The sequence below is a fragment of the Xanthomonas sp. F1 genome (assembly GCF_014199855.1).
In genome coordinates this window covers 1-25,869 of record NZ_JACHOK010000003.1, presented here as the reverse complement: position 1 = coordinate 25,869, position 25,869 = coordinate 1, and the positions used below count along the sequence as shown (strand labels likewise).

Genomic DNA, 25,869 nt, shown 5'->3' with positions numbered 1-25,869 from the left:
TGAAGCCGCTCCTACAAACGGCCTTTCGTCGTTGGTAGAGCTGCCCTTCCGTCGCGACGCGCGGCGCCACCCAACGCAGGGCACTGCGCACATGCACGTCCCCACGCACCGCCCGCACGTTCTACGATAGGCATCTTTGCCGAGGACCCGCCCATGCCTTCCTTCGATATCGTTTCCGAAGTCGACAAGCACGAACTGACCAATGCCGTCGACCAGGCCAACCGCGAACTGTCGACGCGCTTCGACTTCAAGGGCGTGGAGGCCAAGTTCGAACTGGACGACCAGGTCATCACGCAGTCCGCGCCCAGCGACTTCCAGGTCAAGCAGATGACCGACATCCTGCGCGCACGCCTGCTGGCGCGCGGCATCGACGTGCGCTGCCTGGAGTTCGGCGACGTGGAGACCAACCTCGCCGGTGCGCGGCAGAAGATCACGGTCAAGCAGGGCATCGAGCAGAAGCTGGGCAAGAAGATCGTCGCCACGCTCAAGGAGGCCAAGCTCAAGGTGGAAGCGCAGATCAACGGCGACAAGCTGCGCGTCAGCGGCAAGAAGCGCGACGACCTGCAGGACGCGATCGCGCTGCTGAAGAAGAGCGATTTCGAGCTGCCGCTGCAGTTCGACAACTTCCGCGACTGAGGCCGCTGCGCAAAAGCTTCGCGCACCACGCCTTTGCAAGGGTGCAAGACGACCACCGCTTGGCGACGGGTCGTCTTGCCTCAACCGCACGATGTCTTCGCCGGTGATGCGTGAGTGCACTCGGCTGCGTATCACCTCGCCTTCGAGGGCTGCGCGCCACAGCAACGTGCAATCACGTCGCGACCTGCGCACGCCATCCGGTCCGCGCGGACGCAGCTGTTCCGGCATGGCCGTTGCAATGCATGAAAGCGATGCGTTCGCGCCGTCTTCCGCACCCTCCTCCGGGTACGGAGGGCGACGCGACCGCATACGGCACATCGCAACGAGACGGCACAGCACAGCCGAACCACCGTCTCCGCACCGCGTGCGCCCGAAGCCGCGCGCCGTAGTCCGGGTCTAACCGCCCGCGGTGACGCCCGCGGCCAGCATCCGCCGTCCCTGCGCCACCTCGGCCTCCAGGTCGTGCGTCCAGATCCAGTCGAAGCGCTGCGCCAGCGTCTGCGCCAGCCGCGCATCGTCGGCACCGGCCTGCGCATCGCGCAGCTCGTACAGTTCGCCGGCCTCGCGCGAGGTGCGCTGCACGCGGCAGGCGCGCGGCAGGCGCAGGCGCTCGTAGACCTGCAGCAGTGCCGGCAGGTCACCGCTGGTCAGGCCCGGCGTGGCCAACAGCTGCGCCAGCAGATAGGCATCCTCCAGCCCCTGCCCGGCGCCAGCGCCCTGGTGCGGCAACATCGCGTGCGCGGCGTCGCCGATCAGCGCCAGCCGTCCGTGCACATAGCCGGGCAACTCGGCCAAGTCATGCAGCGCCCAGTGCGTCGGCGTATCGATGCATTCCAGCAGCGTGCGCGCGGCCTCACCCCAGTGCGCGAACGCCTCCAGCATCTCGCGGCGACTGGCCTCGCGCACCCAGGCCTGGCCGGCGCGCCATTGCGGCGCCGGGTCGCTGCGGTCGGAGACGAAGGCGACCACGTTGATCAACCGGCCCTGCTTCACCGGGAAGGTGAGGATGTGCGCGTCCAGGCCCAGCAACATCTGCGGCACGTCGACCAGGTGCGCGTCCACGCCGCGCGCGGCGAAGGCGGCGCGCAGCCGCGCCGCGTCGATCAGGCCGCGGTAGGCGCAGGTGCCGGTGAAGCGCGGCTCTGCCGGTGCGTGGCCAAGCGCACGCAGCACCTCGCCACGCAAGGCGGACTTGATGCCATCGGCGGCGATCAGCACGTCGCCCTCGTACTGGCTACCGTCGGCGAAGCGCACGCGCGCCACGTCGGCATCCTGCTCCACGGCGATCGCGCGCTTGCCGAACTTGGCCAGCCCGAACGGCAGGCGCGTGGCCAACGCGTCGAGGAAGTCGGCGCGGTGCACCGACGACTGGCCGACGCCGGGCGCCAGGGTCTGGCCCAGTAGCCGCGCGTCCTCGCCGCGGCGCCATTCGAACCACACGTCCTGCCATGGTGCGGGGGTACGGTCGGCGAGTTCGGCATAGGGCTCGCCCATGCCCAGGCCGGCCAGCGCGCGCACCGCGTTGGGGCCGAACGAGACGCCGGCACCGATTTCGCCGAAGGCCGGCGCCGATTCGAACAGGTGCACGTCGAGATGGCGGTGCCGGCACAGGCCCAGGGCCAAGCCGACGCCGGCGATGCCGCCGCCGACGATGCCGATGCGCAGGGGGGATGCAGGATTCATCTGGAGTCTCCGGTGGGGAACGTCAGTCGCGGCCGGCCAGCAGGATCTTCTCGGCCAGCCGCGCGGGCGCGCTGAAACACACTTCGTGGCTGCCCGGCAGGCTGACCAGGCGGTAGCCGCCCAGGCGCGCACTCAGCCGCGGGTGCCAGCCGTACTCGCCGGGCGGCAGGGCCACGTCGTCGGTGGCGTAGAGCCAGCTGCGCGGGATCTGCAGTTCGTGGAAGCGCTTGAGCGGCACCGCGTCGAAATGGCTGCGTGCCGGGGTCGGGCTCAGTTGCGCGTAAGCCTGCTGCGCCTGCGCCAGGTCGGCGTCGCCGATGAAACCATCGCGCCAGATCGGGAACGGCAGCATGATGCCGCCATCGGCATCGACCGCGTTCTTCCACAGCGCCTGGTAGTGCGGCGGCAGCAGGTCGAACAGCGCCTCGCCGTCGCGCAGCACGAAGGCGTTGTGGAAGATCAGCCGCTTGCAGCGCTCGGGCGCTTCCTCGGCCAGGCGCTGCACGATGCTGCCGCCCCAGCTGTGGCCGAGTACGACCAGATCGCGCAGATCGTGGTGGCGCACGTAATCCACCACCGAGGCCACGCAGTCGGCGTGCGAGACGCGCTTGTCGGCGCCGGCACCGTGCCCGGCGATGGTCGGCGCATGCACCTGCACGCCATGCGCGCGCAGATGCTCGGCGACGCCGTCCCAGGCGTGGCCGTCGTGCCAGGAACCGTGCAGCAACAGATAGGTTTGCATGGGATCGTCTCCGTGTGGCTCAGCGGAAGGTCCAGCCGATGCCGAGATTGAAGTAGGTGAGATCGCGGGTTCCGGCCTGCACGCCGCCGCTGGCGACCGAGCCGCCCGGCGCGTGGGTGACGCTGCCGGTCAGCGACAGTTGCGGCGACAGCCGCCAGGTCGCGCCCAGCGCGTAGTGGCGGTACTGCGCCAGCGGTGCGAGTACGGCCAGTTGCGCCTGGCTGTCGGGGATCAGGCGGCTGGCGCGGGAGTAGCCCAGCCGCAGCGACCACGCATCGTCGAGGCGGTAGTCGGCGCCAAGCCGGAACACGCGCTGGCTGCGCCAGCCGAAACCGGGGCCATCCGGATCGCCGAGCGCCCCGCCCTGGTCGATGCGATTGCCGTAGGCGCGCTCGTCGGACCAGTCGATCCACAGCCAGTCGGCGGCCAGGGTCAACGCCGCATTGGGCTGCCAGGCCAGGCCGGCACCGGCCTGCTGCGGCAGGTCCAGGCGGCCGTCCGGCAGCAATCCGCGGTAACGCTGCAGTTGGCCGAAGCGGATGCGGCTGGACCAGGTGAGGCCGGCGTTCAAGCCCGGCGCCAGTTGGCCGTACCAACCCAGCGCGACGCCATAGCCGTACGCGGCGTCGGCACCCGCCGACTGGAAGCCGATGCCTTCCAGGCCGGCGATGTGCAGGCGCTGGTAGGCCAGCCGTGGCGAGACGCCCAGATATTGGTGCTCGCCCACGCGCCAGGCCAGGGTCGGCGCCAGCACCACCTGCTGCAGCTTGGACAGGGTGTCGTGGCTGCCGTAGACCGGGGTGCCGTAGTCGAGCGCCACACCATGGCCGAACACCGACACGCCCAGGCTCAGGTCGTCGTTGAGCTGGCGGTTGTAGCCGGCGGTCGGCACCGGGATCAGCGCATCGTCCTTGTAGCGGGCATTGCCGACCTGGCTGCGCACCGGCGCCGAGATCAGGGTGAGGTCGGCATCGAAACGATCGCCGACCGCGCCCATGCCGGCCGGGTTGTTGGCCGACGCCGCCGCATCCAGCGGCAAGGCGATCGAGGTGCCGGCCAGGCCCTGGGTCTGCGCGCCGTAGCCGGGCAAGGCCACGCCGTTGTTGGCGGCCGCGCCGCCGGAGACCGCCGCCATGGTCAACAACAGCGGCGTCCAGCGCGGCTGACCCTGTCGTTGCGCGGTGCGGCGCATTGGATGTGGAAACTGCTGCATGATCGGGCCCTCCCTCCGAGCCGATGCGTGGATGCGTACCGCCGGCCGGCGGCGCGCAGGGGTCCGTACCGCCACCGGAGACGGCGGCGGCAGCGGGTGCCAGGAACTCAAGACGGCGTTGGGTGCTGCACCGCGGCCGAAAATTGGCCGCGGTGCGGGATCGGCTAAGCAGCCACGCGGCGACGCGCCGGATTGGCCTGGTTGTCGACGCCGTCGACCAGCGGGGTGAGGTGGAAATCGAACGCGATCTCGGCGAACGGGCCGTCCACGCCGTTGGCGGCGATGCTGGCCGGGTCGCTGTGCTCCACGATCGCCGGCACCAGGCCGTCGCGGGTGGCGTAGGCGAAATCGTCGTCGACCAGCGGGTCGCCGGCGATGTTGATCTGTGTGGTCAGCTTGCGGTGGCCGTCGGCGCCGATGAAGAAGTGGATGTGCGCCGGCCGCTGGCCATGCCGGCCGAGCGCGAACAGCAGGCGCTCGGTGGGACTGCCCGGCGGCACGCCGTAGCCCTTGGGCACGATGCTGCGGAAGCGGTACTGGCCGTTGCCGTCGGCGATGATGGTGCGGCGCATGTTGAACGGCGCCTGCTTGCCGGTGGGGTCGAAGTGCGAATAGAAACCGCGCGTGTCGCAGTGCCAGACCTCGACGCTGGCCCCGGGCAGCGGGCGGCCGTCGGCACCGTACACGGTGCCGTGCATGACCAGGGTGTGGCCGTTTTCGTCGCTGCCGTCGTCGAGCCGGGCGAAACCGTGCGCCACCGGCGCACCGGCCACGTACAGCGGGCCCTCGATGGTGCGCGGGGTGGGATTGTCGATGCCCAGCTCGGCGTCGATGGCGTCCAGGCGCAGATCCAGGAAATGATCCAGGCCCAGCCCGGGCGAGATCAGGCCGGCCTGTCCGGCCGCGCCCAGGTCGTTGAGCCAGGCGATCGCCGCCCAGTACTCGTCGGGGGTGATGTCCAACTCGTCGATGCTGCGGAACAGATCAGAGAGCACGCGGTGCACGATCTGCTTCACCCGCGGCGCGCCGCCCGGCATGTCCAGCCCGCTGACCTGGCGCAGGAACGCCTGCACATCGGGGGTGGCGAAGATCTTGACGCTCATGATGATGCCCTTCCTTTCTCGTGGTGGCGATGGCGGCCGAGACACGTCCCCTCCCGAGGGAGCGTCCGCAGCGGAACTAGCGATCGTCCTCGTACAGCGACGAGGGATGGCGGCACAGCGGGGTGACCGCGATGCGCATGTAGGGGAACAGCGGCAGCGACAGCAGCAGCGCGTGCAGTTCGGCGTTGTCGGCCACGTCGAAGACGCTGACGTTGGCGTACTGCCCGACCACCCGCCAGATGTGTCGCCAGCGGCCCTCGCGCTGCAGTTCCTGGAAGCGCACCTTCTCGTCGCGCTTGAGCTGCTCGGCACGCTCCGGCGGCATGTCGGCGGGCAGTTGTACGTCCATGGTCACGTGGAACAGCATGATCAGTCCTCCACGGTGGCGCTCATCGCCACCACGCTGCGGCCGCGATCGCGGCGGAAGGCCTGCACCTGCGCCTCGTCCAGCACGATGCCCAGGCCGGGGCCGGCGGGCAGGTGCAGGTGGAAGTCGGCGTAGCGCAGCGGCTCGGTCAGCAATGGCTCGGTCAGCAGCAACGGACCGAACAGTTCGGTGCCCCACTGCAGCTGCGGGAAGGTGGCGAACACCTGCGCCGAGGCGATGGTGCCGATCGGCCCCTCCAGCATGGTGCCGCCGTACAGGCCGATACCGGCCGCCTCGGCGATGGCGGCGACCTTCTGCGCGGCGATCGGCCCGCCGGACGGCTCGATCTTCACCGCGAACACGTCGGCCGCCTGCGCGCGCGCGGCCAGGAACGCGCTCTCCGGCCCGGCCAGGATCTCGTCGGCCATCAACGCCAGCGGGAAGCGCTGCATCAGCCGCTGCATCGCCTCGCGCGAGGCCACCGGCTGCTCGACCAGCTCGCAGCCGGCATCGGCCAGCGCCGGCAGCGCACGCACCGCCTCGGCCTCGCTCCAGGCCATGTTGACGTCGACCCGCACCGCGCCACGTGCGCCCAGCGCACGCTTGATCGCCGCCACGTGGGCGATGTCCTCGGCCGGCGGCCGCGCGCCGATCTTCAGCTTGAACACCTGGTGCCGGCGCAGGTCCAGCATCTGCTCGGCCTCGGCGATGTCGCGCGCGGTGTCGCCCGAAGCCAGGGTCCAGGCCACCGGCAGGCGCTCGCGCAGGCGCCCGCCCAGCAGCTCGGACAGCGGCAGCCCGACGCGCTTGCCCTGCGCATCCAGCAGCGCCGTCTCCACCGCGCACTTGGCGAAATGATTGCCCTTGACCTGCTTGCCGATGCGCTGCATCAGCGCCTGCACGCCGGTGGCGTCGGCGCCGGCCAGCAGCGGCGCCAGGTAGCGGTCGATCGCCAGCTTCATGCCTTCCGGGCTCTCCGCGCCGTAGGCCAGGCCGCCGATGGTGGTGCCTTCGCCCAGGCCGACCACGCCGTCGGAGCAATGCAGGCGCACCAGCATCAGGGTCTGGCCCTGCATGGTCGCCACCGACAGGCGGTGCGGGCGGATCGTCGGCAGGTCGAGCAACAGGGTCTCGACGCGCTCGATGGTTGGGGCGGTACGGCGGGTGGGGGTCGGTAGCGGGTCCATGCGGGCCACACTGCGCCGGCCGCGCGGCCAGGTCCAAGACTCTGTCGGTCTCGCTCCATACCTTTTTGGTATTTTGTCCGTGCGATCCGTGTCCTTTCTGCCTTTATTGCAGCGCAACATACTTCAAACGAGCATGGACTCCCGATGGATCTGCGCCAACTCCGCTACTTCGTCGCCGTCGCCCGCGAGCGCAACTTCACCCGCGCCGCCGAACTGCTGCACATCGCGCAGCCGCCGCTGAGCCGGCAGATCCAGCAACTGGAGGAACACCTGGGCACGCGGCTGATCGTGCGCAGCAGCCGCCCGCTGCGGCTGACCGACGCCGGCAAGCTGTTCTACGAGGAAGCGCTGCAGGTGCTGGGCCGGGTCGAGCAGATGCAGGACGCCGCGCGCCGGCTCGGCCGCAGCGAGCAGCGCGTGTTCGCGATCGGCTTCGTTGCCTCCGCGCTGTACGGCGGCCTGCCGATGCTGGTGCGGCGGCTGCGCCAGCAGCGCCCGGAGCTGGACATCCGCCTGCTGGAACTGATGTCCGGCGAACAGATCGAGGCGCTGAAGACCGGCCGCATCGACCTGGGCATCGGCCGCATTCGCCACGACGACGACACGGTGGAGCGGTTCGTGCTGCGCGAGGAACGCCTGGTGGTCGCGCTGCCGATGGAGCATCCGCTGGCCGCGGACGACGCCCCGCTGGCGCCGGACGCACTCACCGCGCAGCGGTTGATCGTCTACCCCAGCCAGCCGCGGCCGAGCTTCGCCGACCAGGTGCTGTCGCTGCTGCGCGACCGCGGCGTCCGTCCGCTGGCGGTGCAGGAAGTGCGCGAACTGCAGACCGCGCTGGGCCTGGTCGCCGCGGAAATGGGCCTGTGCGTCATCCCGGCCTCGGTACGGGTGCTGCGCCGCGACCTGCATTACCGCCTGCTCGACGACGCGCACGCCACCTCGCCGATCATCCTCAGCCATCGCCGCAACGACAGTTCCGAGCTGCTGCCGCTGATCAAGCACCTGATCCGCGAGATGTACACGGAAACGCCGGCGTGGCTGGACAGCGCCTACAATCGCCTGCACCTCCCCTAGGCCATTACTGCGACCGATGCACGACGAGATCCCTGGCGACGCGCCCGATTACCTGGGCGACACCCGCCGCTGGCTGGAACGCGCGGTGATCGGCCTGAACCTGTGCCCGTTCGCCAAGGCGGTGCACGTCAAGCAGCAGATCCGCTACGTGCTCAGCGACGCGAGTACGCCCGAGGCGCTGCTCGAGCAGTTGGCCGAGGAACTGGTGCTGCTGCGCGACACCCCGGCCGAACAGATCGACACCACGCTGATCGTGCACCCGGACGTGCTGCAGGACTTCCTCGACTACAACGACTTCCTCGACAACGCCGACGCCGCGGTCGAGGCGCTGGACCTGCAGGGCATCCTGCAGGTCGCCAGTTTCCATCCGCAGTACCAGTTCGCCGGCACCGCGCCAGACGACATCGGCAACTACACCAACCGCGCGCCCTACCCCACCCTGCACCTGCTGCGCGAGGACAGCGTGGAACGCGCGGTGGCCGCGTTCCCGGACGCCGGCGTGATCGTCGAGCGCAATCTCCAGACCTTGGAGAAGCTGGGGCTGGAGGGGTGGAAGCGGGCGCTTGAGGGTCGGGATTCGTAATTGGGGATTGGGGATTTGCAAAGGCAGGACGCGTGGTCGTTGCCTTTGCCAATCCGCATCCCACACATCCCACGTAGGAGCGGCTTCAGCCGCGACCGGGCGTTACCGGTAAGCCTGGTCGCGGCTGAAGCCGCTCCTACGAGAGTTGCGCTCCGCGCTTCGTTGAAGCGGCCCATGCACGCGGTTCAAGACGCGACCGTCCAGCGCAATCCGTCAACCTGGCAGACGTTGGGATCGAACCGGACATCGGCAAAGGCACGGCGTCGCAACGCCACGCGCCTTTGCCAATCCCGAATCCCCAATCCTTACTCCCCGCCCTCGAACAAGCGCACCACGTCCGCCGCCTCCAGCACCCGCCACTGCCCCGACGGCAGATCGTCCAGGCCGAAGCCGCCGATGCGGCTGCGGTGCAGCGCGGCCACGTGGTTGCCGACGGCGGCGAACATGCGACGCACCTGATGGTAGCGGCCTTCGTGTAGTGCGAGGCGCACCTGGCCCGGCGCCAGCGCTTCCATCTCCACCGGCAGCAGCGGCGTGGTCTCGCCATCGAGCAGCAGCGTGCCGCTGGCGAACAGCGCGGCCTCATCGCCGCGCAGATCCTCGGCCAAGGTGGCCTCGTAGACCTTGGCCAGGCGCGCTTTCGGCGAGACGATACGGTGCAGCAGCGCGCCGTCGTCGGTCATCAGCAGCAGGCCGCTGGTGTCGCGGTCCAGCCGCCCGACCGTGGACAGCAGCGGCGAGCGCTGGCGGAAGCGCGGCGGCAGCAGGTCGTAGACGATGCGCCCTGGATCCTTGGTCGAGCAGGTGTAGCCGACCGGCTTGTGCAGCGCCAGGATCAGCCCGGGCGGCGGATCCAGCGGCTCGCCGTCGACCCGGATCGCGTCGTGCGGCATCTGATCGTCGGCGTACAGCACCTCGCCCTCGGCATCGGTGATGCGGCCTTCGCGGAACATCAGCGCCACCTGCTTGCGGCTGCCGTAGCCCAGATTGGCCAGATGCTTGACCAGTTTCATCGGCGCGCTCCGGCGCGGCTGCGCACCGCGTGGATCAGCTTGAAGCCGTCGCGGGTGGCGAGCACCTCGGTTTCGCCGAAGCTGGCATCGAGCACCGCCTCGTAGGGCAGATGGCGGTTGGCGACCAGGAACAGACGCCCGCCCGGCGCCAGCGCCTGCGCCGCCACCGCGATGAAGCGCCGGCCGATGTCCGGCCGTTCCAGCCGCCCCGGCGCATGGAACGGCGGGTTGCTGACGATGACGTCGTACTGCCCGGGCAGTCCGGTGGTCACGTCGTGCCAGTGGAAGCCCAGCGTCGTCCCGGCCGGTGCCTGCGCCAGATTCGCGCGCGCCAGCGCCAGCGCGCGTGCGTCGGCCTCGAACAGGTCCAGCGCGGTCAACTGCGGGCAGCGCGCCAGCAGTTCCGCCGACAGGTAGCCGTAGCCGGCACCGAGATCGGCGGCACGGCCGCGCAGGCCGGCAGGCAGGTGTTCGGCCAGCAGCGCCGAGGCCGGATCGATGCGGTCCCAGGCGAACACGCCCGGGCGGCTGCGGAAGCGCCCATCCAGGATCGGCCGCACCGCGTCCAGTTTCGCCCAGCGCTGCTGCAGCGCGGCGTCGTGAGCGCCCTGCAGCGGCGCGGTCCAGTACACCCGGCAGTGGTGCTTGGTCAGCTTGCCGCCGAGGCCGGCCAGCTGCTGCAGATCGTCCTCGCCGGAACGCGCGCCCTCGTTGTTGGCCTGGCAGGCCACCACCACGCCACCCGGCGCGGCCAGCGCCACGGCGCGCGCCAGCAGCGCCCGCGCTTCCTCGCGCTGGCGCGGCGGCAGCACCAGCACCAGCGCGTAGCCGCCGGCATCGCCCTCGCCGTCCTGCTCGGCACGCACCGTCCAGCCGCCCTGCTGCAGCGCGCTGGCGAACGGCCGGTAGTCCTGCTCGCAGACCAGTTGCGCCGGCTGCGCGTGCTGGCGCAGCGCCCAGCCGTCGCGGGCGCGCAGGAACAGCACCTTGCCGGCGGGCCAGCGCAGCACGCCCTGGGCGAACGGCAGGAACAGGGTATCGAGGGGAGCGTCTTGCGCGGCCGGCATCGGGCATGGTCGTCGGAACAGGGACGCGCATTCTACCGGCAGCGGGCGGCGAGCCCGGTTTTGCGCGAATCCAACGCATCATTGATGTTCCGGCAACATCGCCACGCCTAGGCTGCAAGGCACCCAATGACTGGAGAGGCAGCATGCGCGCAGTGTTCATCGGTGGCGTCGTCGACAACAGCGAAGTGGACCTGGATGGCAGCCAGCCGCCGTTGCACTACCCGGAGAACACCGGCACCGGACGCCCTCGCTACCGCCTGCACCAGCGTGGCGCGCGCGACGACGGCAGCGTGGTCTACGCCGTCTACGCCGCCCCGGAACTGGGCGACACCGAAGTGGAGCGCGTGTTCAACGAACGCGGCTACGCCCGTCGTTTCGGCGTGGAGCCGGCGCCGGTGGAGCATTGACGTGTAGAAGCGGCTCCAGCCGCGACCAGGCGTCCCTGTGACGCTTGTCGCGGCTGAAGCCGCTCCTACGAGTGCATGCACATCCTGTTTTTGCGATGCGGAGTTCTGGCCACCTGCGCCACACCACATCGTCAGTGGCAATGTTGGTGGCTTTCGTAGGAGCGGCTTCAGCCGCGACCGAGCTTCACCATGAACCCGCGTCGCGGCCGAAGCCGTTCTACGATCGATGCGGAAAGACGCGGCTCACCAAGCCGCTCACTTGCCCGACTTGGGCGTCACCCGCCACACCACGTTGCCGACGTCGTCGGCGACCAGCAGCGCGCCGGGCTTGTCCACCGCCACGCCGACCGGGCGGCCCTGCGCACGCCCCTCGGCGTCGAGGAAGCCGGTCAGCACGTCCTGCGGCTTGCCGCTGGGCTTGCCGTTGGCGAAGGGCACGTAGATCACCTTGTAGCCCGACGGCGGGTCGCGGTTCCAGGAGCCGTGCTGGCCGATGAAGGCGCCGCCCTGATAGGTCTGCGGCAGCAGCGCGCCCTCGTAGAAGGCCAGGCCCAGCGAGGCGGTATGCGCGCCCAGCGCGTAATCCGGCTTGATCGCGCTGGCGACCATCTCCGGATTCTGCGGCTGCACGCGCTCGTCCACGTGCTGCCCGTAGTAGCTGTAGGGCCAGCCGTAGAAGCCGCCCTCGCGCACCGAGGTCAGGTAGTCGGGCACCAGGTCGCTGCCGAGCTCGTCGCGTTCGTTGACCACGGTCCACAGCGTGTCGGTACCGGGCTGCCAGGCCAGGCCGACCGGGTTGCGCAGACCGCTGGCGAACACGCGCGTGGCGCCGCTGGCCGCGTCCACTTCCAGGATCGCGGCGCGGTTGAGCTCCTGCTCCATGCCGTTCTCGGCGACGTTGCTGTTGGAGCCGACGCCCACGTACAGCTTCTTGCCGTCGCGGCTGGCCAGCAGGCTCTTGGTCCAGTGGTGGTTGATGCCGCCGGGCAGGTTGGCGACGAAGCTGGGCGCGGCGGTGATCTGGGTGTCGCCGTCCTTGTACGGGAAGCTGACCAGCGCATCGGCATTGGCGATGTACAGGCGGTCGCCGACCAGGGCCATGCCGAACGGCGAATACAGCCCCTTGAGGAACTGCGTGCGCACCTCGGCGACGCCGTCGCCGTCGGCATCGCGCAGCAGGGTGATGCGGTTGGCGCTGGGCACGGTGGCGCCGGCCTTGGCCATCATCGCGCCCTGGATCTTGTCGCGCAGGCCGCTGCTCTCCTTTTCCGGCGCCGGCGGCTCGGCGGTCTCGGCGACCAGCACGTCGCCGTTGGGCAGCACGTACAACCACCGCGGGTGGTCGAGGTCGCGGGCGAAGGCCTGCACCGCCAGGTCGGCGGCCGGCACCGGCGCGGCGCCATCGGCCCAGCGTTTGACCTCGGCGACCTTGACCGTGGGAATCATGCGCTTGACCGGATCGGGCAGTACCGGATCCGGCCCCATGCCGTCCTCGATGGAGTGCTTGGCGGTGTCGCCGCAGGCGGCGAGCAGGGCGGCACTGAGCGCGCACAACACCCAACGGGCACGAATCGGCGAAGACATGGCCATGCGTCTTGGATATCCGGGAACACGGGGGAACCCGATGATGCACAGCCCTGACGCGGGAAAAGTGAAAGATGCGTCAAGAGGCGTCGCCGCGCGGATCGATGTCCCAAGGCCGCGCCGGCAGTTGGCGCACGCTGCGGATTTCGTCCAGCCACAGGTAGTGATGCTCGTCGGGATCGTCCAGGCCGTCGATGCGGACCTGCGCGTTGCTGCCCTCCTGCTCGTTGGCGTCGCGGAACAACTGGATGCTGGGCCGGATGGTGACCGTGCCCAGGAAGCTGCTGCCGTCCTCGAGCTCGATGCGCACGTTGGACTGCTCGGGCAGTTGCTTGGCCAGCTCTTCCAATGCCTGGATCTGCGCCTGGTCGGTGTGGACACGCTTGGCGTACTTGGTCATCGGTGGACTCCGTGCGAGGGACGTCCCACCGTAGCGCCGCCGGCGTGAGCCGGCGGACAAGAGCGCAGGTGCCCTAGCGCTGCCGCGCGAAGCGTACCGCCGAGACCAGCTGCGCCACGCTGTACGGCTTGGCCAGGTGTTCCTGGAAGCCGGACTGCAGCGCGCGCTGGCGATCGTCGGCGCGCGCCAGCGCGGTCACCGCCACCGCCGGCAGGTCGTCCGCGCCCAGGCCCATGTTCTCGCGCACGGTGCGGATCAGGCCGTAGCCGTCCATGCCCGGCATGCCGATGTCGGTGACCATCACGTCGATCGCGGCATGGCCGCCGCCGTCGAGCACCCCCAGCGCCTCGCTGGCCGAGCCCACCGCGATCACCTCGGCGCCCTGCTCCTCGAGCAGGCGTCGCAGGTAGTCGAGCATGTCCGGCTGATCCTCCACCGCCAGCAGGCGTACGCCCTTGAGCGAATGCGCCTCGACCACTTGTTCGGCCATGGCGAAGGCACGCACTTCGCGCAGCGGGCGCGAGCCCGGCGCGTCGCGGTGCAGCGGCAGGCGCACGGTGAACACCGAACCGCAGCCGCGGCCTTCGCTGGCCGCGCTGATCTGGCCGCCATGCATCTCCACCAATTGCTGCACGATCGCCAGGCCCAGGCCGAGGCCGCCGTGCAGGCGGGTGGTGGTGCTGTCGGCCTGGCGGAAGCGGCCGAACAGATGCGGCAGGAACTCCGGCGGGATGCCGTCACCGGAATCGCGCACGGCGACACTGACATGCTCGCCATCGGCATCGAGCTCGATCGCCAGGGCGATGCGCCCGTGCGCAGGCGTGAACTTGATCGCATTGGACAGCAGGTTCCAGAACACCTGCTGCAGGCGCGTGGCATCGCCCAGCACCATGCACGGCTGCGCCGGCGCCTGCAGGGTCAGCGCCTGGTCCTTGCCTTCGGCCACCGGCTCCTGCGCACGCATCGCCTCGCGCACCTGCTCGGCCAGGTCCAGCGCCTCCACTTCCAGCTGCACCTTGCCCAGCAGCATGCTGCTGAGATCGAGCATGTCGGAAATCAGCCGCTGCTGCGCACGCGCGCTGCTGGCGATCACCGCCCCCTTGCTGCTCGGATCGCCCGGTGGCAGCCGCTGCAGCAGCAGATCGCTCCAGCCGAGGATGGTGGTCAGCGGCGTGCGCAGCTCGTGCGACAGCGTCGCCAGGAACTCGTCCTTCAGCCGCGCCATGCTCTCGGCGGCGTTGCGCGCGCTGCGCTCGGATTCCAGCAACTGCTCGCGCGCCAGCTCGATGTCGCGGCGCTCGGTGACGTCCGGGCTGCTGCCGGCCAGGCCGATGAACTGGCCCTCGGCGGAATAGCGCGGCACCGCGGTCATCTCCACCCAGCGCCATTCGCCGTCGTGGCGGCGCGCGCGCACCAGTGCGCGCAGGTTGCGCTGGTCGTGCAGCGCGTTGCGCAGTTCGTAGGCGAACACGCCCACGTCCTCCGGATGCAGCACGTCGCCCCAGCCTGGTCGTGCATCGTCGCTCTGCGGGTCGATCCCGAAGAATTCGGCGTAGGCGGTGTTGGTGAAGCGCAATTCGCCCTGGGCGTCCAGGACCCACACCGGCATCGGCAGGCCCTCGGCCAGCGCGCTGAAGCGCGCCTCGCTCTCGGCCAGATCGCGCTCCACCCGCTTGCGTTCGGTGATGTCGAGGAAATGGATGGCGACCTGGTGCAGCTCCGGCGCACCGACGCGGAACGCATCCACGGTCCACCAACGCCCAAGTGCCGCGGCAAAATTCTCGAACTTGACCGAGCGGCCGCTCAGCGCCACTTCGGCGTAACGCTGGAACCAGTGCTCCTCCAGTGTCGGCAACACGTCGCGGACGCGTCGCCCGACCACGTCGCGCAAGCCAGTCTCGCGCTCGAAGGCCGGGTTGACCTGCAGGAACACATAGTCGATCGCGCACTCCCCCTCGAACAACACCTGGATCACGCAGAAGCCGGAATCGCTCTTGTCGAAGATCTCGCGGTACTGCAGGTCCGTCGCCTGCGCGAGCGAAGAGGACGTGGATTCTGGGCTGGCATGCATGACGGAGTAGCTCTGGAAGCGGCCTACGGCAACAAATGAAGACGGTGCCCGGCATCCGCGGCGCAACAACGGCGCGCTAGGAACGGCGAGGCGGAACCCTCATCTTGTTAAGCCACTCCGCCGCCGTCAAGCCGCGACGTCCACGGCACCTGCTGCAACCGGGTCACCAGAAGAAGGCGATGACCAGCACGATGCCCAGCAGCGACAGGCCGATGCCGGCCAAGACCATCCACTGGGTCAGGCGCGCACTGCGCAAGGCCTGCTCTTCCAGCCAGCGCTCGGCTTCCTCGCGCCACGGCGGCGGCGGCGAGGATTCCAGCAACTGCTGCACGCGTGCCGGCCCCAGCTGCCGACATTGCCGACGGCATTCTTCGGGGACCACGGGGCGCTCGGGCGCGCTGACGACGGACATGACAAATTTCCTGAACCGCTCAGCCGAGCGTGAAACGCGGCGCGTCGCTGGCGAGCTCGTGCTCCACCGCCATCCGTGCCAAGCGCGTGTAGTTGGCGCGCGGGCCGGCACCGCGACCCACGATCAGGCCCAGGTACTCCAGGCCGGTCCACACCCGCGCCTTCCACTCCACGCCGTCCTCGGCCAGCACCAGGGTCAGCGTGTAGCGGAAGCTCTGCCCCTGCGGGCTGCGGTAGTGGTAGCTGGGCGGGAACTGCACGGCCACGTCCCGCGCCTCGCCGAGCGAGACCAGGTAGCGCCGCAGCAGGTGACGCACGTCGTCGCCAGGATTCAGCCGCAGCTGGCGCGCCGCCTCGTCCAGGTTGGCCTGGTGCTCGACGAACGCCGCCGCGCCGCTGGCCGGGCTGTGCCCGTGGCGCTTGGCCCAGTCGATGAACTGCAGGCGCACATCGCTGCCCGTGTGGGCCTGGTGGAACAACGGCGTCTTCATGCGATCCCCGTAGCACTCGAGTGGCATCCATGCTCGCGCGCGCACCGTGAAGCAGGCGGCGAGGCGATGTGAGCCGCCCGTCATGCCGGACGGATGAATCCACGGCCAACGATCGCCGCCGCGCGCCGCGCCGCGATTGCAGGCATGCCGGCACAGGCACACACTGGGCGTACGCCTCCTGGAGATCCGCCATGAAGATCCGCTATGCCTGGACGGCGCTGGCTGTTGCCTGCCTGTGGGCGGGCGGCGCCTCCGCCGAGATCCGCAACGTCACCGACCCGCAGGCCCCGCGCAGCCTCGCCAGCGACGGCCCGGTACAGGTCAGTTGGGCCGATCCGGCCACCTTCAGCGAACTGCGGCAGAGCCGCAACCGCTGGGAAGCCGAACGCGGCGACTGGGTACAGGACCTGGCCGCCTACCTGCAGAAGCAGGCCGCCAAGCAACTGCAGCCCGGCCAGCGCCTGAACATCACGCTGACCGACATCAAGCGCGCCGGCGACTTCGAACCGTGGCACGGCCCGAACTGGAACGACGTGCGGGTGATGCGCGACCTGTACCCGCCGCGGATCAGCCTCGACTTCACCCTGTACGGCGCCGATGGCCAGGTGCTGGCGCAGGGCCAGCCGAAGCTGATGGATCCGAGCTATCTGTACAACAGCTCGGTCGGCCTGAGCACCGATCCGCTGCGCTACGAAAAACGCATGCTCGACGACTGGCTGCGCCGCCAGTTCCGCAACAAGGACAGCACCGTCGCCGAACGCTGAGGCGGCCAGCGCGGCGCCGGCATCGCGCCAGCGCCGTCAGGCACGGGTCAAGCGCCGAGATAGGTGCGCGGCGCGCGCTTGAGGCCGCACAGCAACCGGTAGGCGCTGGAACTGCAGCGCCCGGCCAGTGCGTCGATGCGCGGCTGCGCGCCCCACAACTGCACCTCGCTGCCGAGTCCGGCCTGCGGGTGGTCGGTCAGGTCCACGGTCAGCATGTCCATCGACACGCGCCCGATCAGTGCGCCGGGCGCCCCGTCGATCAGCACCGGCGTGCCGTTGGGCGCGAACTGCGGATAGCCGTCGGCATAGCCGATCGCCACCACCCCGACCCGGGTCGGCCGCGCCGCGACGAAGCGCGCGCCGTAGCCGACCGGCTCGCCGGGCGCCAGGTCGCGCACCGAGATGATCCTGGACTGCAAGGTCATCACCGGGCGCAGTTCGCCGGGCAGGGCCGCCGTCGCGGCGAACGGATCGGCGCCGTACAGCATCAGCCCCGGCCGCCCCCAGTCATTGTGCAGTTCCGGCCAGCCGAGCAGCGCCGGCGAGTTGCACAGGCTGGTCTCGCCGGCCAGGCCGGCGGTGGCCTCGCGGAAGACTTCCACCTGCTCGCGCGTGCGCGCGCTGTCCAGCTCGTCGGCGCGGGCGAAGTGGCTCATCAGCACCAGCCGCTCGACCTGCGGCAAGGCGCTCAGGCGCGCGTGCGCGGCGCGGAATTCGGCCGGCGCCAGGCCCAGCCGGTGCATGCCGCTGTCCAGCTTCAGCCACAGGCACAGCGGCTGCGGCGCGGCGAAGGCGGCGATCGCCTCCACCTGCCAGGGCGAGGCCACCGCGCACCACAGCCGGTGTTCGGCGACCAGCGGCAGCTCGTCGGCATCGAAGATGCCTTCCAGCAGCAGGATCGGCGCGGCGATGCCGGCCTGGCGCAGTTCCAGCGCCTCCTCGATGCAGGCCACGGCGAAGCCGTCGGCCTCGCCGTCCAGCGCGCGCGCGCAGGCCACCGCGCCGTGCCCGTAGGCATCGGCCTTGACCACCGCCAGCGCCTTGCCGCCGCTCAGCCGGCGGGCCAGGCGGTAGTTGTGGCGCAGCGCGTCGAGGTCGATCAATGCACGGGCTGGGCGCACGCGACGGCCTCGGCAACGGATGCGGCGGAACCGCGGGAATAACGGAAGATGTCCAGGCCCTCACCGCTGATCTGCGGCTGCCGCGAGACCATCAGGTCGGCCAGGTAGCGGCCGGAGCCGCAGGCCATGGTCCAGCCCAGCGTGCCGTGACCGGTGTTGAGGAACAGGTTGCGGTAGCCGGTGGCGCCGACCACCGGCGTGCCGTCCGGGGTGGCCGGGCGCAGCCCGGTCCAGAACTCGGCCGCAGCCAGGTCGCCGCCGCGCGGATACAGATCGTTGACCACCTTCTCCAGGGTGGCGCGGCGCCGCGCCGGCCGCGACAGGTCGAAGCCGGCCAGTTCGGCCATGCCGCCGACGCGGATGCGTTCGTCGAAGCGGGTGATCGCCACCTTGTAGCTCTCGTCGAGGATGGTGGAGGTCGGCGCCAGCGCCGCGTCGCGGATCGGCAGGGTCAGCGAATAGCCCTTCAGCGGATACACCGGCAGGCGGATGCCCAGCGGCGCCAGCAGGCCGGGCGAATAGCTGCCCAGCGCGACCACGTAGCGGTCGGCGCGCTCCAGCCGGCCGCCGATGCGCACGCCGTCGATACGGTCGCCATCGGCCTGCAGCGCCTCGATGGTCTCGCCCTGGCGGAACTGCACGCCGGCTTCGGCGGCCATCGCGGCCAGGCGCTGGGTGAACAGGCGGCAGTCGCCGGTCTGGTCGTTGGGCAGGCGTAGCGCGCCGACCAGGGTCGCCGGCGCACTGGCCAGGGCCGGCTCGACCCGGGCGATGCCGGCGCGATCCAGCAGTTCGTAGGGCACACCGTATTCGCGCAGCACCTCGATGTCCTTGGCCGCGCCGTCCAGTTGCTGCTGGGTGCGGAACAACTGGGTGGTGCCGAGCTGGCGGCCTTCGTAGGCGATGCCGGTCTCGGCGCGCAACTGGTCCAGGCAGTCGCGGCTGTACTCGGACAGGCGCACCATCCGCGCCTTGTTGATCGCATAGCGCTCGGCAGTGCAGTTGCGCAGCATCTGCGCCAGCCACAGGTACTGCTGCAGGTCGGCGGTCGGCGTGATCGCCAGCGGCGCATGGCGCTGGAACAGCCATTTCAGCGCCTTCAGCGGCACCCCCGGCGCCGCCCAGGGCGACGCGTAGCCGGGCGAGACCTGGCCGGCATTGGCGTAGCTGGTCTCCAGCCCGGCCGCCGGCTGGCGGTCGACCACCGTCACCTCGCAGCCGCTGCGGGCCAGATACCACGCCGTGGCCGTGCCGATCACACCGCTGCCGAGAACCAGAACCCGCATGCGCCTACTCCGTTCGGATCAATTCCCTGGCTGGATGGCGCCAGGGCAGAAGTTCGGTGCAGTATAGGCAGCACAACCCAGGATTTTCCCCTGACTTCGACCGGCCTGACAGGCCAAACCCCTGAGACCCGCCCGCATGGCCGCACGCCTCCGCGAACTGGACAAGATCGACCGCAAGATCCTGCGCATCCTGCAGCAGGAAGGGCGCATTTCCTTCACCGAACTGGGCGAGCGGGTGGGCCTGTCGACCACGCCGTGCACCGAGCGGGTGCGCCGGCTGGAACGAGACGGCGCCATCACCGGCTACTACGCGCGGCTGGACCCGCACTACCTCAAGGCCAGCCTGCTGGTGTTCGTGGAGATCAGCCTGGCCTACAAGTCCGGCGACATCTTCGAGGAGTTCCGCCGCGCCGCGCTGAAGCTGCCGAACGTGCTCGAGTGCCACCTGGTCTCGGGCGACTTCGACTACCTGCTCAAGGCGCGCATCAGCGAGATGGCCTCCTACCGCAAGCTGCTGGGCAGCACCCTGCTGACCCTGCCGCACGTGCGCGAGTCCAAGAGCTACATCGTGATGGAAGAGGTGAAGGAAACGCTCAGCCTGCCGATCGCCGACTGAGCGTTGCGGGCGAATGCGTGCGGGTCAGGAGACCAGCAGCTTCTCCAGGTCGTCGCGCGAGGAATTGGCGTGGTTCTTGGCCAGTTCGGCCACCACCCGCTTCTGGACTTCCTTGTGCAGCAGCGGCCGCAACTGCCCCAGCGTGTGCGGGTCGGCGACCAGCATCAGATGCTCGACCTGCCCGCGCAGCGCATCCTGGTACAGCCGCTCGGCCACCTGACGCACGAACCCGGCCTCATCCATGGTCATCGGCCGGTCGCCGTCCTCCACGCCCTCGATCGGCGTCGGGTTCAGCACTTCGGTCTGCTCCAGCAGCACGGTCTCGCCCGCCAGGTTGACCCGGAACAGGCGCGCACTGGTGCGGTCGGCGACGACGATCAGGGTGTTGTCGGGAAGCTTGCTCATCGGTTCTCCTGCGAAACATGGCGCCGCGGCAATCGCGGCCGGTCCGCCAGTCTAGGAACCGATTTGTGAGGATGGCGGCCACGCGACGTTCGCCGCGCGTTCGTCGCCCGGGTGCAAGCACATCACTCCTGGATGCGCACCCCGTCGCCGCTGGGCACGGTGTCGTAGTAGCGGCCGGTGCGGGTGTCCAGCGCGCGGTTCGGCCCCACTTGCATCGCGCCTGGGATCACCTGGCCGCTGCGGTCGTAGAGGCGTACCGGGCGGCGGGCGGACGGGTCGGCGACGCCGCCCGGCAGGGCAGGATGGGCGCGCTGGTCCTGCGCCGGGGCCTGCGGCCGGTCGCCCAGATTGGACGGGATCGGCCCGGTCCTCGGCGTCGGAATGGGCGCGGCTTGCGGGCGCTGATCCAGACCCGACGGCACCGGCGTCGCGCGTGGCGGCGGCGGGGCGCGCAGTGCGTTGGCGTCGCGGTTGCTCGGAGGCGTGCCCGGCACCGGCTGCAAGCCTTGTGCGGCGGCCATCACCGGCGCAAGCAGGGCGATGGCGGCGACACGGATGAAGAGGCGGGACATGGGGCGATCTCGCATGGCCGGGGGTCTCTCACGCTACTCCAGCGTCCGGGCGGCGTCGATGCGACCGGCGGCATGCTTGATCCCGTGCCTGAAGCCCTCATGTTGTTTCCACTCTTCCAGCCAAGGGCCCTGCCATGAGCCGCTTCGACCTCACGCCTCCCACCGCTGCCGAGCGCGAGCGCCTGATCGGCGACCTGAACGCGGAGGAGCGCCGGGTGCTGCTGCAACACGGCACCGAAGCGCCGTTCTGCGGGGTGTTCCTGGACAACAAGCTGGAGGGCGTCTACACCTGCCGGCTATGCGGACTACCGCTGTTCCGCTCCAGCGCCAAGTTCGATTCCGGCACCGGTTGGCCGAGCTTCTTCGCGCCCTACCACCCCGACCACGTGCGCGAACTGCGCGACACCAGCCACGGCATGATCCGCACCGAGATCGTCTGCGCCCGCTGCGACAGCCATCTCGGCCACGTGTTCCCGGACGGCCCGCCGCCGAGCGGCGAGCGCCACTGCCTGAACTCGGTCTCGCTGCAGTTCACCGAACAGGGCCAGGCGTTGCCCAACCCGCTGCACCGCGGCGGCGGCGAGACCGAACCGGCCTGATTCCGGCGCCACCGCGCCGCCACAGGGAGACCACCGGCATGCGTACCCCGTTGCTTCCCCTCCTGCTCCTGCCACTGGCCCTGGGCGCCTGCCAGCGCAGCGACACCCCGCCGCCGGCGCAGGCCGCGCCGGCAGCGGCCACGCCCTCGCCCGCCGCCACCCCTGGCCTGCAGGCCGATGCCCTGCCCATGCAGTGGCGCTGCGGCGAGGAACTGGTGCAGGCGGCGGCCGATCCGGCGCGCGAGCGGCTGGCCCTGCAAGTGCGCGGCACCCGCCTGGACATGCAGCGCACCGATGCCGGCGCCGCCACCGGCGCGCGCTACACCGATGCGCTGGGCAATACCTTCTGGCAGTCGCAACCGGACCAAGCCACGCTGACCCTCGCCGGCCTGGGCGAGACGCTCAAATGCGTCCGCCACGACAGCGGCATGACCGGCTGAGCACCCGGCCTGCCGCCGGCACCGCCAAAAACCCGGCACAGTTCACACCTTCAGAATGGCGCGGCGAGGCCGACATCTAGAGCGTCCCCGTTCCGGCCCGCAGGCTGCCCCGCCATGCTCATCATCGTTGGCTTCATCGTCGTCATCATCAGCGTGGTCGGCGGCTACGTGCTGTCGCACGGCAAACTCGGCGCGCTGTGGCAGCCCTACGAGCTGATGATCATCGGTGGCGCGGCGCTGGGCGCGTTCCTGGTCAGCACCCCGGGCAAGATCGTCAAGGCGACCCTCTCCGGCGTGCTGGGCGTGTTCAAGGGCCCGCAGTACAAGGCCGACGACTACCGCAGCACCCTGACCCTGATCTACGAACTGCTGAACAAGGCGCGCCGCGACGGCTTCATGGCCCTGGAAGACCATGTCGAGCGCCCCGCCGACAGCGCGATCTTCGGCAACTACCCGAAGGTGCTGGCCGACCACCACCTGCTGGACTTCATCACCGACTGCCTGCGCCTGATGATCGGCAGCAACATCGAGCCGCACGAACTGGAACCGCTGCTGGAACTGGAGCTGGAGAAGCACCACCACGAGGCGATGGCGCCGGCGCATGCGCTGAGCAAGGTCTCCGACGGCCTGCCCGGCTTCGGCATCGTCGCCGCGGTGCTGGGCATCGTGATCACCATGGGTTCGATCGGCGGTCCGATCGAGGAAATCGGCCACCACGTCGGCGCGGCGCTGGTCGGTACCTTCCTCGGCATCCTGCTGGCCTACGGCTTCGTCGCGCCGCTGTCGGCGGCGATGGAAGCGCGCGCCGAGCAGGACAGCCGCATCTTCGAATCGGTGAAGACCGCGCTGCTGGCCTGCCTGCGCGGCTACAACCCGAAGATCGCCCTCGAATTCGCGCGCAAGACCCTGCCGACCGACGTGCGGCCGAGCTTCGCCGACTTCGAATCGCATCTGAAGACGATCAAGTAACGCGGTCATGGCCGAGACCAAATCCACCGTCGTCATCCGCCGGGTCAAGAAGGTCCAGGGCGGCGGCCACCACGGCGGCGCGTGGAAGGTGGCCTATGCCGACTTCGTGACCGCGATGATGGCGTTCTTCCTGGTGCTGTGGCTGGTCGCGGCCACCACCAAGGAACAGCGCGCGGCGATCGCCGAATACTTCCGCAATCCCAGCCCGCTGGCCGGCAAGAGCCCGGCGCCGAGTCCCGGCATGGCCGGCCCCGGCGGCGCCAGCACCTCGATGATCAAGCTCGGCGGCGCCGGCGAGATGCAGCGCGGCAACAACAAGGATCCGTTCGGCAGCAAGAGCCTGAAGGGCGACGACAACAGCAAGAGCAGCCAGCGCGAGAAGGAGAAGGAACGCCTGGAAACGCTGATGCAGGAGCTGAAGCAGGCCATCGACAAGAGCCAGGCGCTGGAACCGTTCAAGGACCAGTTGCTGCTGGACCTGACCCCGGACGGCCTGCGCATCCAGATCGTGGACAAGGAGAACCGGCCGATGTTCGACCTCGGCAGCGCGGTGCTCAAGCCCTATACCCGCGGCATCCTCCACGAGCTGTCCGGCTTCATCAACCAGGTACCCAACCACATCAGCATCACCGGCCACACCGACGTCACCCAGTACAGCGGCAAGAACGGCTACAGCAACTGGGAGCTGAGCGCAGACCGCGCCAATGCCGCGCGCCGCGAACTGGTCGCCGGCGGCATGGGCGAGGACAAGGTCTCGCGTGTGGTCGGGCTGTCCTCGTCGGTGCTGTTCGACAAGCAGGTGCCGAACAATCCGATCAACCGCCGCATCAGCATCGTGGTGATGACCAAGGATGCCGAGGACGCCGCCACCGCCGATGGCGACCACAGCGTCGCCCTGGGCACGGTGCAATCCGATGCCGACACCAAGGTGCCGGACCTGAGCGCGGCGGCGACCGAAGCGGCCACAGCACCGGCCGCCGGCAAGGGCGCACCCGCGGCGACGCCGGCCGCCGCGAACGGCGCTGCCCCGGCGGCACCGGCGGCGACGACGGCCAAGGCCTCGGTGCAGATCGCCGAGCCGCGCACGACCTCGCCTGAGGCGGCAGCCGCCGCCGCGCGCGATGCCTTGCGCAGCATCAACGGCGGCGCACCGGTGACGGCCGCCGCCGGCAGCGGCGGGACCGAAGCGGCCAGCGCACGCTGATCGCGGCGGTACCCAAACGTGCCGGCGGCGTCCTCGCCGCGCTGACCCGGCAGGACCGTACACGGCGCGGCGCTTACAATGGCCGCCACTTCGCCAACGAGACCGCCGTGTCCAAGCAATCCAAAGCCAAGCGCGACAAGCGCAAGAAGCAGCAGTCGCCGCGCCCCTTCGCCCGCCTGGGCCGCGAGCAGCCCATCGCCAACCACGCCGTGCTGCAGGACCAGAGCGGCCGCGTGCTGGCCGCGATCGGCCTGCAGGGACGCCAGTGGCTGCTGGCGGTCGGCGGCCAGACCATGGGCAATGCCGACAATCCGGTGCCGATGCTGGCGATGCTCAAGCACCTGGCCAACCTGCAGGAGCAGGAAGGCAACACCATCACCCTGGAGTACTCGACGCAGCTGCAGCAGATGATCGACGCGCTGGCGGCCGAAGCCGGCCAGACCCCGGCCGAGTACCTGGACGCCCTGGTCGCCGAGTTCGCGGCGGGCGATGGCGCGGCAGAGGATGCGGGCGAGGACGAGACCGACGCGGACGACGCATCGGAGACGACCGACGCCGCGCCGGCGCAGGCCGACGGCAGCGCGGCGCCGGACGCCGCGGCGGAGGCCGACGGCACGCACAAGCCGGCCTGACCGGACCCGATGGCGGTCTACATCGACGACGCGGTGCATCCCTGGCGCGGCCAGCGCTGGGGCCACCTGCTCGCCGACACGCTGGACGAATTGCACGCCATGGCGGCGCGGCTGGGCATTCCCCGCCGCGCCTTCCAGAACAAGCTCAGCGGCGCGCACTACGACGTGCCGGCGGCCCTGCGCGACGAAGCGATCCGCCTGGGCGCGGTGCCGGTCTCGCGACACAGCGATCGCGAGTTGCTGAAAGCATTGATCCGCCATGCCCGCGCACAGGCGCGCGGGGAGGCCGATTGATGCGTGATGGTGGCATCGGCGTATGGCGCCTTGCGACGGCGCAGACGTGCGGGTGCACCGGGCCAGCGCTTCCGGCAGCGGCCGACACGGCGGCGTCTGACGACTCCGCGCGTCGCGACTGAAGTCGCTCCCACAGGGAGCTGCGATGCTTGTCGGCGCACTGCCGGAGGGACTTCAGTCCGACATTCCACACAGGCGGTGCGATCCTGGTTTCGTTCGTCGCGGCTGAAGCCGCTCCTTGTATCTGGACGTGACGCCCCTAAACAGGCGTCATGTCTTCCGACTGATCATCGGAGGAGGTGCGGGAAGTCCAGTCGCTCCTAAAGCTTCGAGCTTGCATCGTAGATCGGCTCCCCCCTCCACATGCTGGCCCTTGGGTGTCCGAACGGTATCCAGAGTCCGCCCCTGGCGTGAACTCGCATCGACAAGGCAGGACCGGGCTCAGCGCCGATCATGACCCTGACACGATGGAGGATCGTTTATGTCTGCTGTCATCGGTATCGACGTCGCCAAACGCAGTTTCGATGTGGCCATCGAGCTGGCCAATGGCAAGCACCGTACCAAGGCAAAGTTGTCCAACGATGCCAAGGGGTTCCAGGCCCTGCAGGCGTGGCTGCAGACCCATGCGCAGCCCAATAGCTGGATCGCCATGGAGGCCACTGGCACCTATCACGAGGCGCTGGCCGAGTACCTTCACGCATGCAGGTATCGGGTGTGCGTGCTCAACCCGGCGCAGACGGCGGCGTACGCGCGCAGTCAACTCAACCGGGTCAAGACCGATCGCAGCGATGCCAAGCTGATCGCCAGCTATGCCCTGCGTCACCGCGAGCAGTTACGCCGTTGGCAGCCTGACCCGCCGGCGCTCAAGCAGCTCAAGGCGCTGGTGCGTCGGCGCCAGGATCTGCAACAGATGCTGCAGATGGAGCGCAACCGGC

30 protein-coding genes are annotated in these 25,869 nt (G+C 69.8%); 13 read left to right on the top strand and 17 right to left on the bottom strand.

The window, feature by feature from the left end; translation table 11 throughout:
* The first annotated feature begins 153 nt into the window (after positions 1 to 153).
* Complete coding sequence (locus GGR71_RS09030) at positions 154 to 636, top strand: YajQ family cyclic di-GMP-binding protein (RefSeq protein ID WP_019798247.1); 483 nt, start codon at positions 154 to 156, stop codon at positions 634 to 636.
* A 396-nt stretch (positions 637 to 1,032) separates the two neighbouring features.
* Here the strand turns inward: GGR71_RS09030 and salA are convergent, their stop codons facing one another.
* The 6 genes from salA to GGR71_RS09000 all read right to left on the bottom strand — a co-directional run bounded on the left by salA (position 1,033) and on the right by GGR71_RS09000 (position 6,931).
* A complete protein-coding gene (gene salA, locus GGR71_RS09025) occupies positions 1,033 to 2,319 on the bottom strand; it encodes a salicylate 1-monooxygenase (protein ID WP_160962387.1) in 1,287 nt (428 codons plus the stop codon).
* A 22-nt stretch (positions 2,320 to 2,341) separates the two neighbouring features.
* A complete protein-coding gene (locus tag GGR71_RS09020) occupies positions 2,342 to 3,061 on the bottom strand; it encodes an alpha/beta fold hydrolase (protein ID WP_160962389.1) in 720 nt (239 codons plus the stop codon).
* A 19-nt stretch (positions 3,062 to 3,080) separates the two neighbouring features.
* Complete coding sequence (locus GGR71_RS09015) at positions 3,081 to 4,274, bottom strand: OmpP1/FadL family transporter (RefSeq protein ID WP_237474496.1); 1,194 nt, start codon at positions 4,272 to 4,274, stop codon at positions 3,081 to 3,083.
* A 164-nt stretch (positions 4,275 to 4,438) separates the two neighbouring features.
* Complete coding sequence (gene catA, locus GGR71_RS09010; RefSeq protein ID WP_160962391.1) at positions 4,439 to 5,377, bottom strand: catechol 1,2-dioxygenase; 939 nt, start codon at positions 5,375 to 5,377, stop codon at positions 4,439 to 4,441.
* 76 nt (positions 5,378 to 5,453) lie between these two features.
* The gene (gene catC, locus GGR71_RS09005) at positions 5,454 to 5,744 is read right to left on the bottom strand and encodes a muconolactone Delta-isomerase (protein ID WP_160962393.1); all 291 of its coding nucleotides are present in this window, start codon (positions 5,742 to 5,744) and stop codon (positions 5,454 to 5,456) included.
* A 2-nt stretch (positions 5,745 to 5,746) separates the two neighbouring features.
* Positions 5,747 to 6,931 carry a muconate/chloromuconate family cycloisomerase gene (locus GGR71_RS09000; protein WP_160962395.1) on the bottom strand — a complete coding sequence of 395 codons (1,185 nt, stop codon included), beginning with the start codon at positions 6,929 to 6,931 and terminating at the stop codon, positions 5,747 to 5,749.
* A 144-nt stretch (positions 6,932 to 7,075) separates the two neighbouring features.
* On the opposite strand from GGR71_RS09000, the gene GGR71_RS08995 reads away from it, so the two are divergent.
* Together GGR71_RS08995 and GGR71_RS08990 are read left to right on the top strand one after the other, a co-directional pair.
* Positions 7,076 to 8,005 carry a LysR family transcriptional regulator gene (locus GGR71_RS08995; RefSeq protein ID WP_160962397.1) on the top strand — a complete coding sequence of 310 codons (930 nt, stop codon included), beginning with the start codon at positions 7,076 to 7,078 and terminating at the stop codon, positions 8,003 to 8,005.
* 16 nt (positions 8,006 to 8,021) lie between these two features.
* On the top strand, positions 8,022 to 8,588 hold the full coding sequence (locus tag GGR71_RS08990) for a DUF1415 domain-containing protein (RefSeq protein WP_160962399.1): 567 nt from the start codon (positions 8,022 to 8,024) through the stop codon (positions 8,586 to 8,588).
* 305 nt (positions 8,589 to 8,893) lie between these two features.
* Here GGR71_RS08990 and GGR71_RS08985 read toward each other — a convergent pair whose 3' ends face one another.
* A complete protein-coding gene (locus GGR71_RS08985; protein ID WP_160962401.1) occupies positions 8,894 to 9,601 on the bottom strand; it encodes a pseudouridine synthase in 708 nt (235 codons plus the stop codon).
* On the bottom strand, positions 9,598 to 10,668 hold the full coding sequence (locus GGR71_RS08980) for a class I SAM-dependent methyltransferase (RefSeq protein ID WP_160962403.1): 1,071 nt from the start codon (positions 10,666 to 10,668) through the stop codon (positions 9,598 to 9,600). Before GGR71_RS08980 ends, GGR71_RS08985 begins: the two co-directional genes overlap by 4 nt.
* Positions 10,669 to 10,811: 143 nt before the next feature.
* On the opposite strand from GGR71_RS08980, the gene GGR71_RS08975 reads away from it, so the two are divergent.
* On the top strand, positions 10,812 to 11,075 hold the full coding sequence (locus GGR71_RS08975) for a hypothetical protein (protein ID WP_017908770.1): 264 nt from the start codon (positions 10,812 to 10,814) through the stop codon (positions 11,073 to 11,075).
* A gap of 255 nt (positions 11,076 to 11,330) precedes the next feature.
* Here the strand turns inward: GGR71_RS08975 and GGR71_RS08970 are convergent, their stop codons facing one another.
* From GGR71_RS08970 to GGR71_RS08950, 5 genes are all read right to left on the bottom strand, one after another.
* Complete coding sequence (locus GGR71_RS08970; protein ID WP_160962405.1) at positions 11,331 to 12,665, bottom strand: PQQ-dependent sugar dehydrogenase; 1,335 nt, start codon at positions 12,663 to 12,665, stop codon at positions 11,331 to 11,333.
* Positions 12,666 to 12,738: 73 nt separating this feature from the next.
* Complete coding sequence (locus GGR71_RS08965; RefSeq protein WP_160962407.1) at positions 12,739 to 13,059, bottom strand: DUF3247 family protein; 321 nt, start codon at positions 13,057 to 13,059, stop codon at positions 12,739 to 12,741.
* 73 nt (positions 13,060 to 13,132) lie between these two features.
* Positions 13,133 to 15,130, bottom strand: coding sequence for a hybrid sensor histidine kinase/response regulator (locus GGR71_RS08960; protein ID WP_184451880.1), 1,998 nt, complete (start codon positions 15,128 to 15,130; stop codon positions 13,133 to 13,135).
* A gap of 163 nt (positions 15,131 to 15,293) precedes the next feature.
* On the bottom strand, positions 15,294 to 15,542 hold the full coding sequence (locus GGR71_RS08955) for a hypothetical protein (RefSeq protein WP_131721681.1): 249 nt from the start codon (positions 15,540 to 15,542) through the stop codon (positions 15,294 to 15,296).
* Positions 15,543 to 15,561: 19 nt separating this feature from the next.
* Positions 15,562 to 16,032 (bottom strand): hypothetical protein, encoded by a 471-nt coding sequence (locus GGR71_RS08950; RefSeq protein ID WP_160962409.1) that lies wholly within the window; start codon positions 16,030 to 16,032, stop codon positions 15,562 to 15,564.
* A 191-nt stretch (positions 16,033 to 16,223) separates the two neighbouring features.
* Here GGR71_RS08950 and GGR71_RS08945 point away from each other — a divergent pair, with 191 nt between their 5' ends.
* Positions 16,224 to 16,796, top strand: coding sequence for a DUF3016 domain-containing protein (locus GGR71_RS08945; protein ID WP_160962411.1), 573 nt, complete (start codon positions 16,224 to 16,226; stop codon positions 16,794 to 16,796).
* 47 nt (positions 16,797 to 16,843) lie between these two features.
* On the opposite strand, the gene alr is transcribed toward GGR71_RS08945, so the two are convergent.
* Both alr and GGR71_RS08935 read right to left on the bottom strand, forming a co-directional pair.
* Positions 16,844 to 17,917, bottom strand: coding sequence for an alanine racemase (gene alr, locus GGR71_RS08940; protein WP_160962413.1), 1,074 nt, complete (start codon positions 17,915 to 17,917; stop codon positions 16,844 to 16,846).
* Positions 17,896 to 19,203 (bottom strand): D-amino acid dehydrogenase, encoded by a 1,308-nt coding sequence (locus GGR71_RS08935; RefSeq protein WP_160962415.1) that lies wholly within the window; start codon positions 19,201 to 19,203, stop codon positions 17,896 to 17,898. The genes alr and GGR71_RS08935 overlap by 22 nt, the downstream gene beginning before the upstream one ends.
* Before the next feature lie 136 nt (positions 19,204 to 19,339).
* Between GGR71_RS08935 and GGR71_RS08930 the strand changes: the two genes are divergently transcribed.
* Positions 19,340 to 19,819, top strand: a complete 480-nt coding sequence (locus GGR71_RS08930; protein ID WP_017908762.1) for an Lrp/AsnC ligand binding domain-containing protein — start codon at positions 19,340 to 19,342, stop codon at positions 19,817 to 19,819.
* Between the two features lie 24 nt (positions 19,820 to 19,843).
* Here GGR71_RS08930 and GGR71_RS08925 read toward each other — a convergent pair whose 3' ends face one another.
* Complete coding sequence (locus GGR71_RS08925) at positions 19,844 to 20,224, bottom strand: baeRF12 domain-containing protein (RefSeq protein ID WP_160962417.1); 381 nt, start codon at positions 20,222 to 20,224, stop codon at positions 19,844 to 19,846.
* Between the two features lie 122 nt (positions 20,225 to 20,346).
* Positions 20,347 to 20,796, bottom strand: coding sequence for a hypothetical protein (locus tag GGR71_RS08920; protein ID WP_160962419.1), 450 nt, complete (start codon positions 20,794 to 20,796; stop codon positions 20,347 to 20,349).
* 134 nt (positions 20,797 to 20,930) lie between these two features.
* Here GGR71_RS08920 and msrB point away from each other — a divergent pair, with 134 nt between their 5' ends.
* From msrB to GGR71_RS08885, 7 genes are all read left to right on the top strand, one after another.
* Positions 20,931 to 21,395: a peptide-methionine (R)-S-oxide reductase MsrB gene (gene msrB / locus GGR71_RS08915; protein ID WP_160962421.1), complete on the top strand. Its 465-nt coding sequence runs from the start codon at positions 20,931 to 20,933 to the stop codon at positions 21,393 to 21,395.
* Positions 21,396 to 21,433: 38 nt separating this feature from the next.
* Complete coding sequence (locus GGR71_RS08910) at positions 21,434 to 21,835, top strand: MliC family protein (RefSeq protein ID WP_160962423.1); 402 nt, start codon at positions 21,434 to 21,436, stop codon at positions 21,833 to 21,835.
* A gap of 114 nt (positions 21,836 to 21,949) precedes the next feature.
* The gene (gene motA / locus GGR71_RS08905) at positions 21,950 to 22,804 is read left to right on the top strand and encodes a flagellar motor stator protein MotA (RefSeq protein WP_017908926.1); all 855 of its coding nucleotides are present in this window, start codon (positions 21,950 to 21,952) and stop codon (positions 22,802 to 22,804) included.
* Between the two features lie 7 nt (positions 22,805 to 22,811).
* A complete protein-coding gene (gene motB / locus GGR71_RS08900; RefSeq protein WP_160962425.1) occupies positions 22,812 to 24,008 on the top strand; it encodes a flagellar motor protein MotB in 1,197 nt (398 codons plus the stop codon).
* A 107-nt stretch (positions 24,009 to 24,115) separates the two neighbouring features.
* Positions 24,116 to 24,640: a hypothetical protein gene (locus GGR71_RS08895; protein WP_160962427.1), complete on the top strand. Its 525-nt coding sequence runs from the start codon at positions 24,116 to 24,118 to the stop codon at positions 24,638 to 24,640.
* A gap of 9 nt (positions 24,641 to 24,649) precedes the next feature.
* Positions 24,650 to 24,934 carry a DUF4031 domain-containing protein gene (locus GGR71_RS08890; RefSeq protein WP_160962429.1) on the top strand — a complete coding sequence of 95 codons (285 nt, stop codon included), beginning with the start codon at positions 24,650 to 24,652 and terminating at the stop codon, positions 24,932 to 24,934.
* A gap of 481 nt (positions 24,935 to 25,415) precedes the next feature.
* The coding region (locus GGR71_RS08885) for an IS110 family transposase (protein WP_184451878.1) at positions 25,416 to 25,869 on the top strand (454 nt) is incomplete at its 3' end.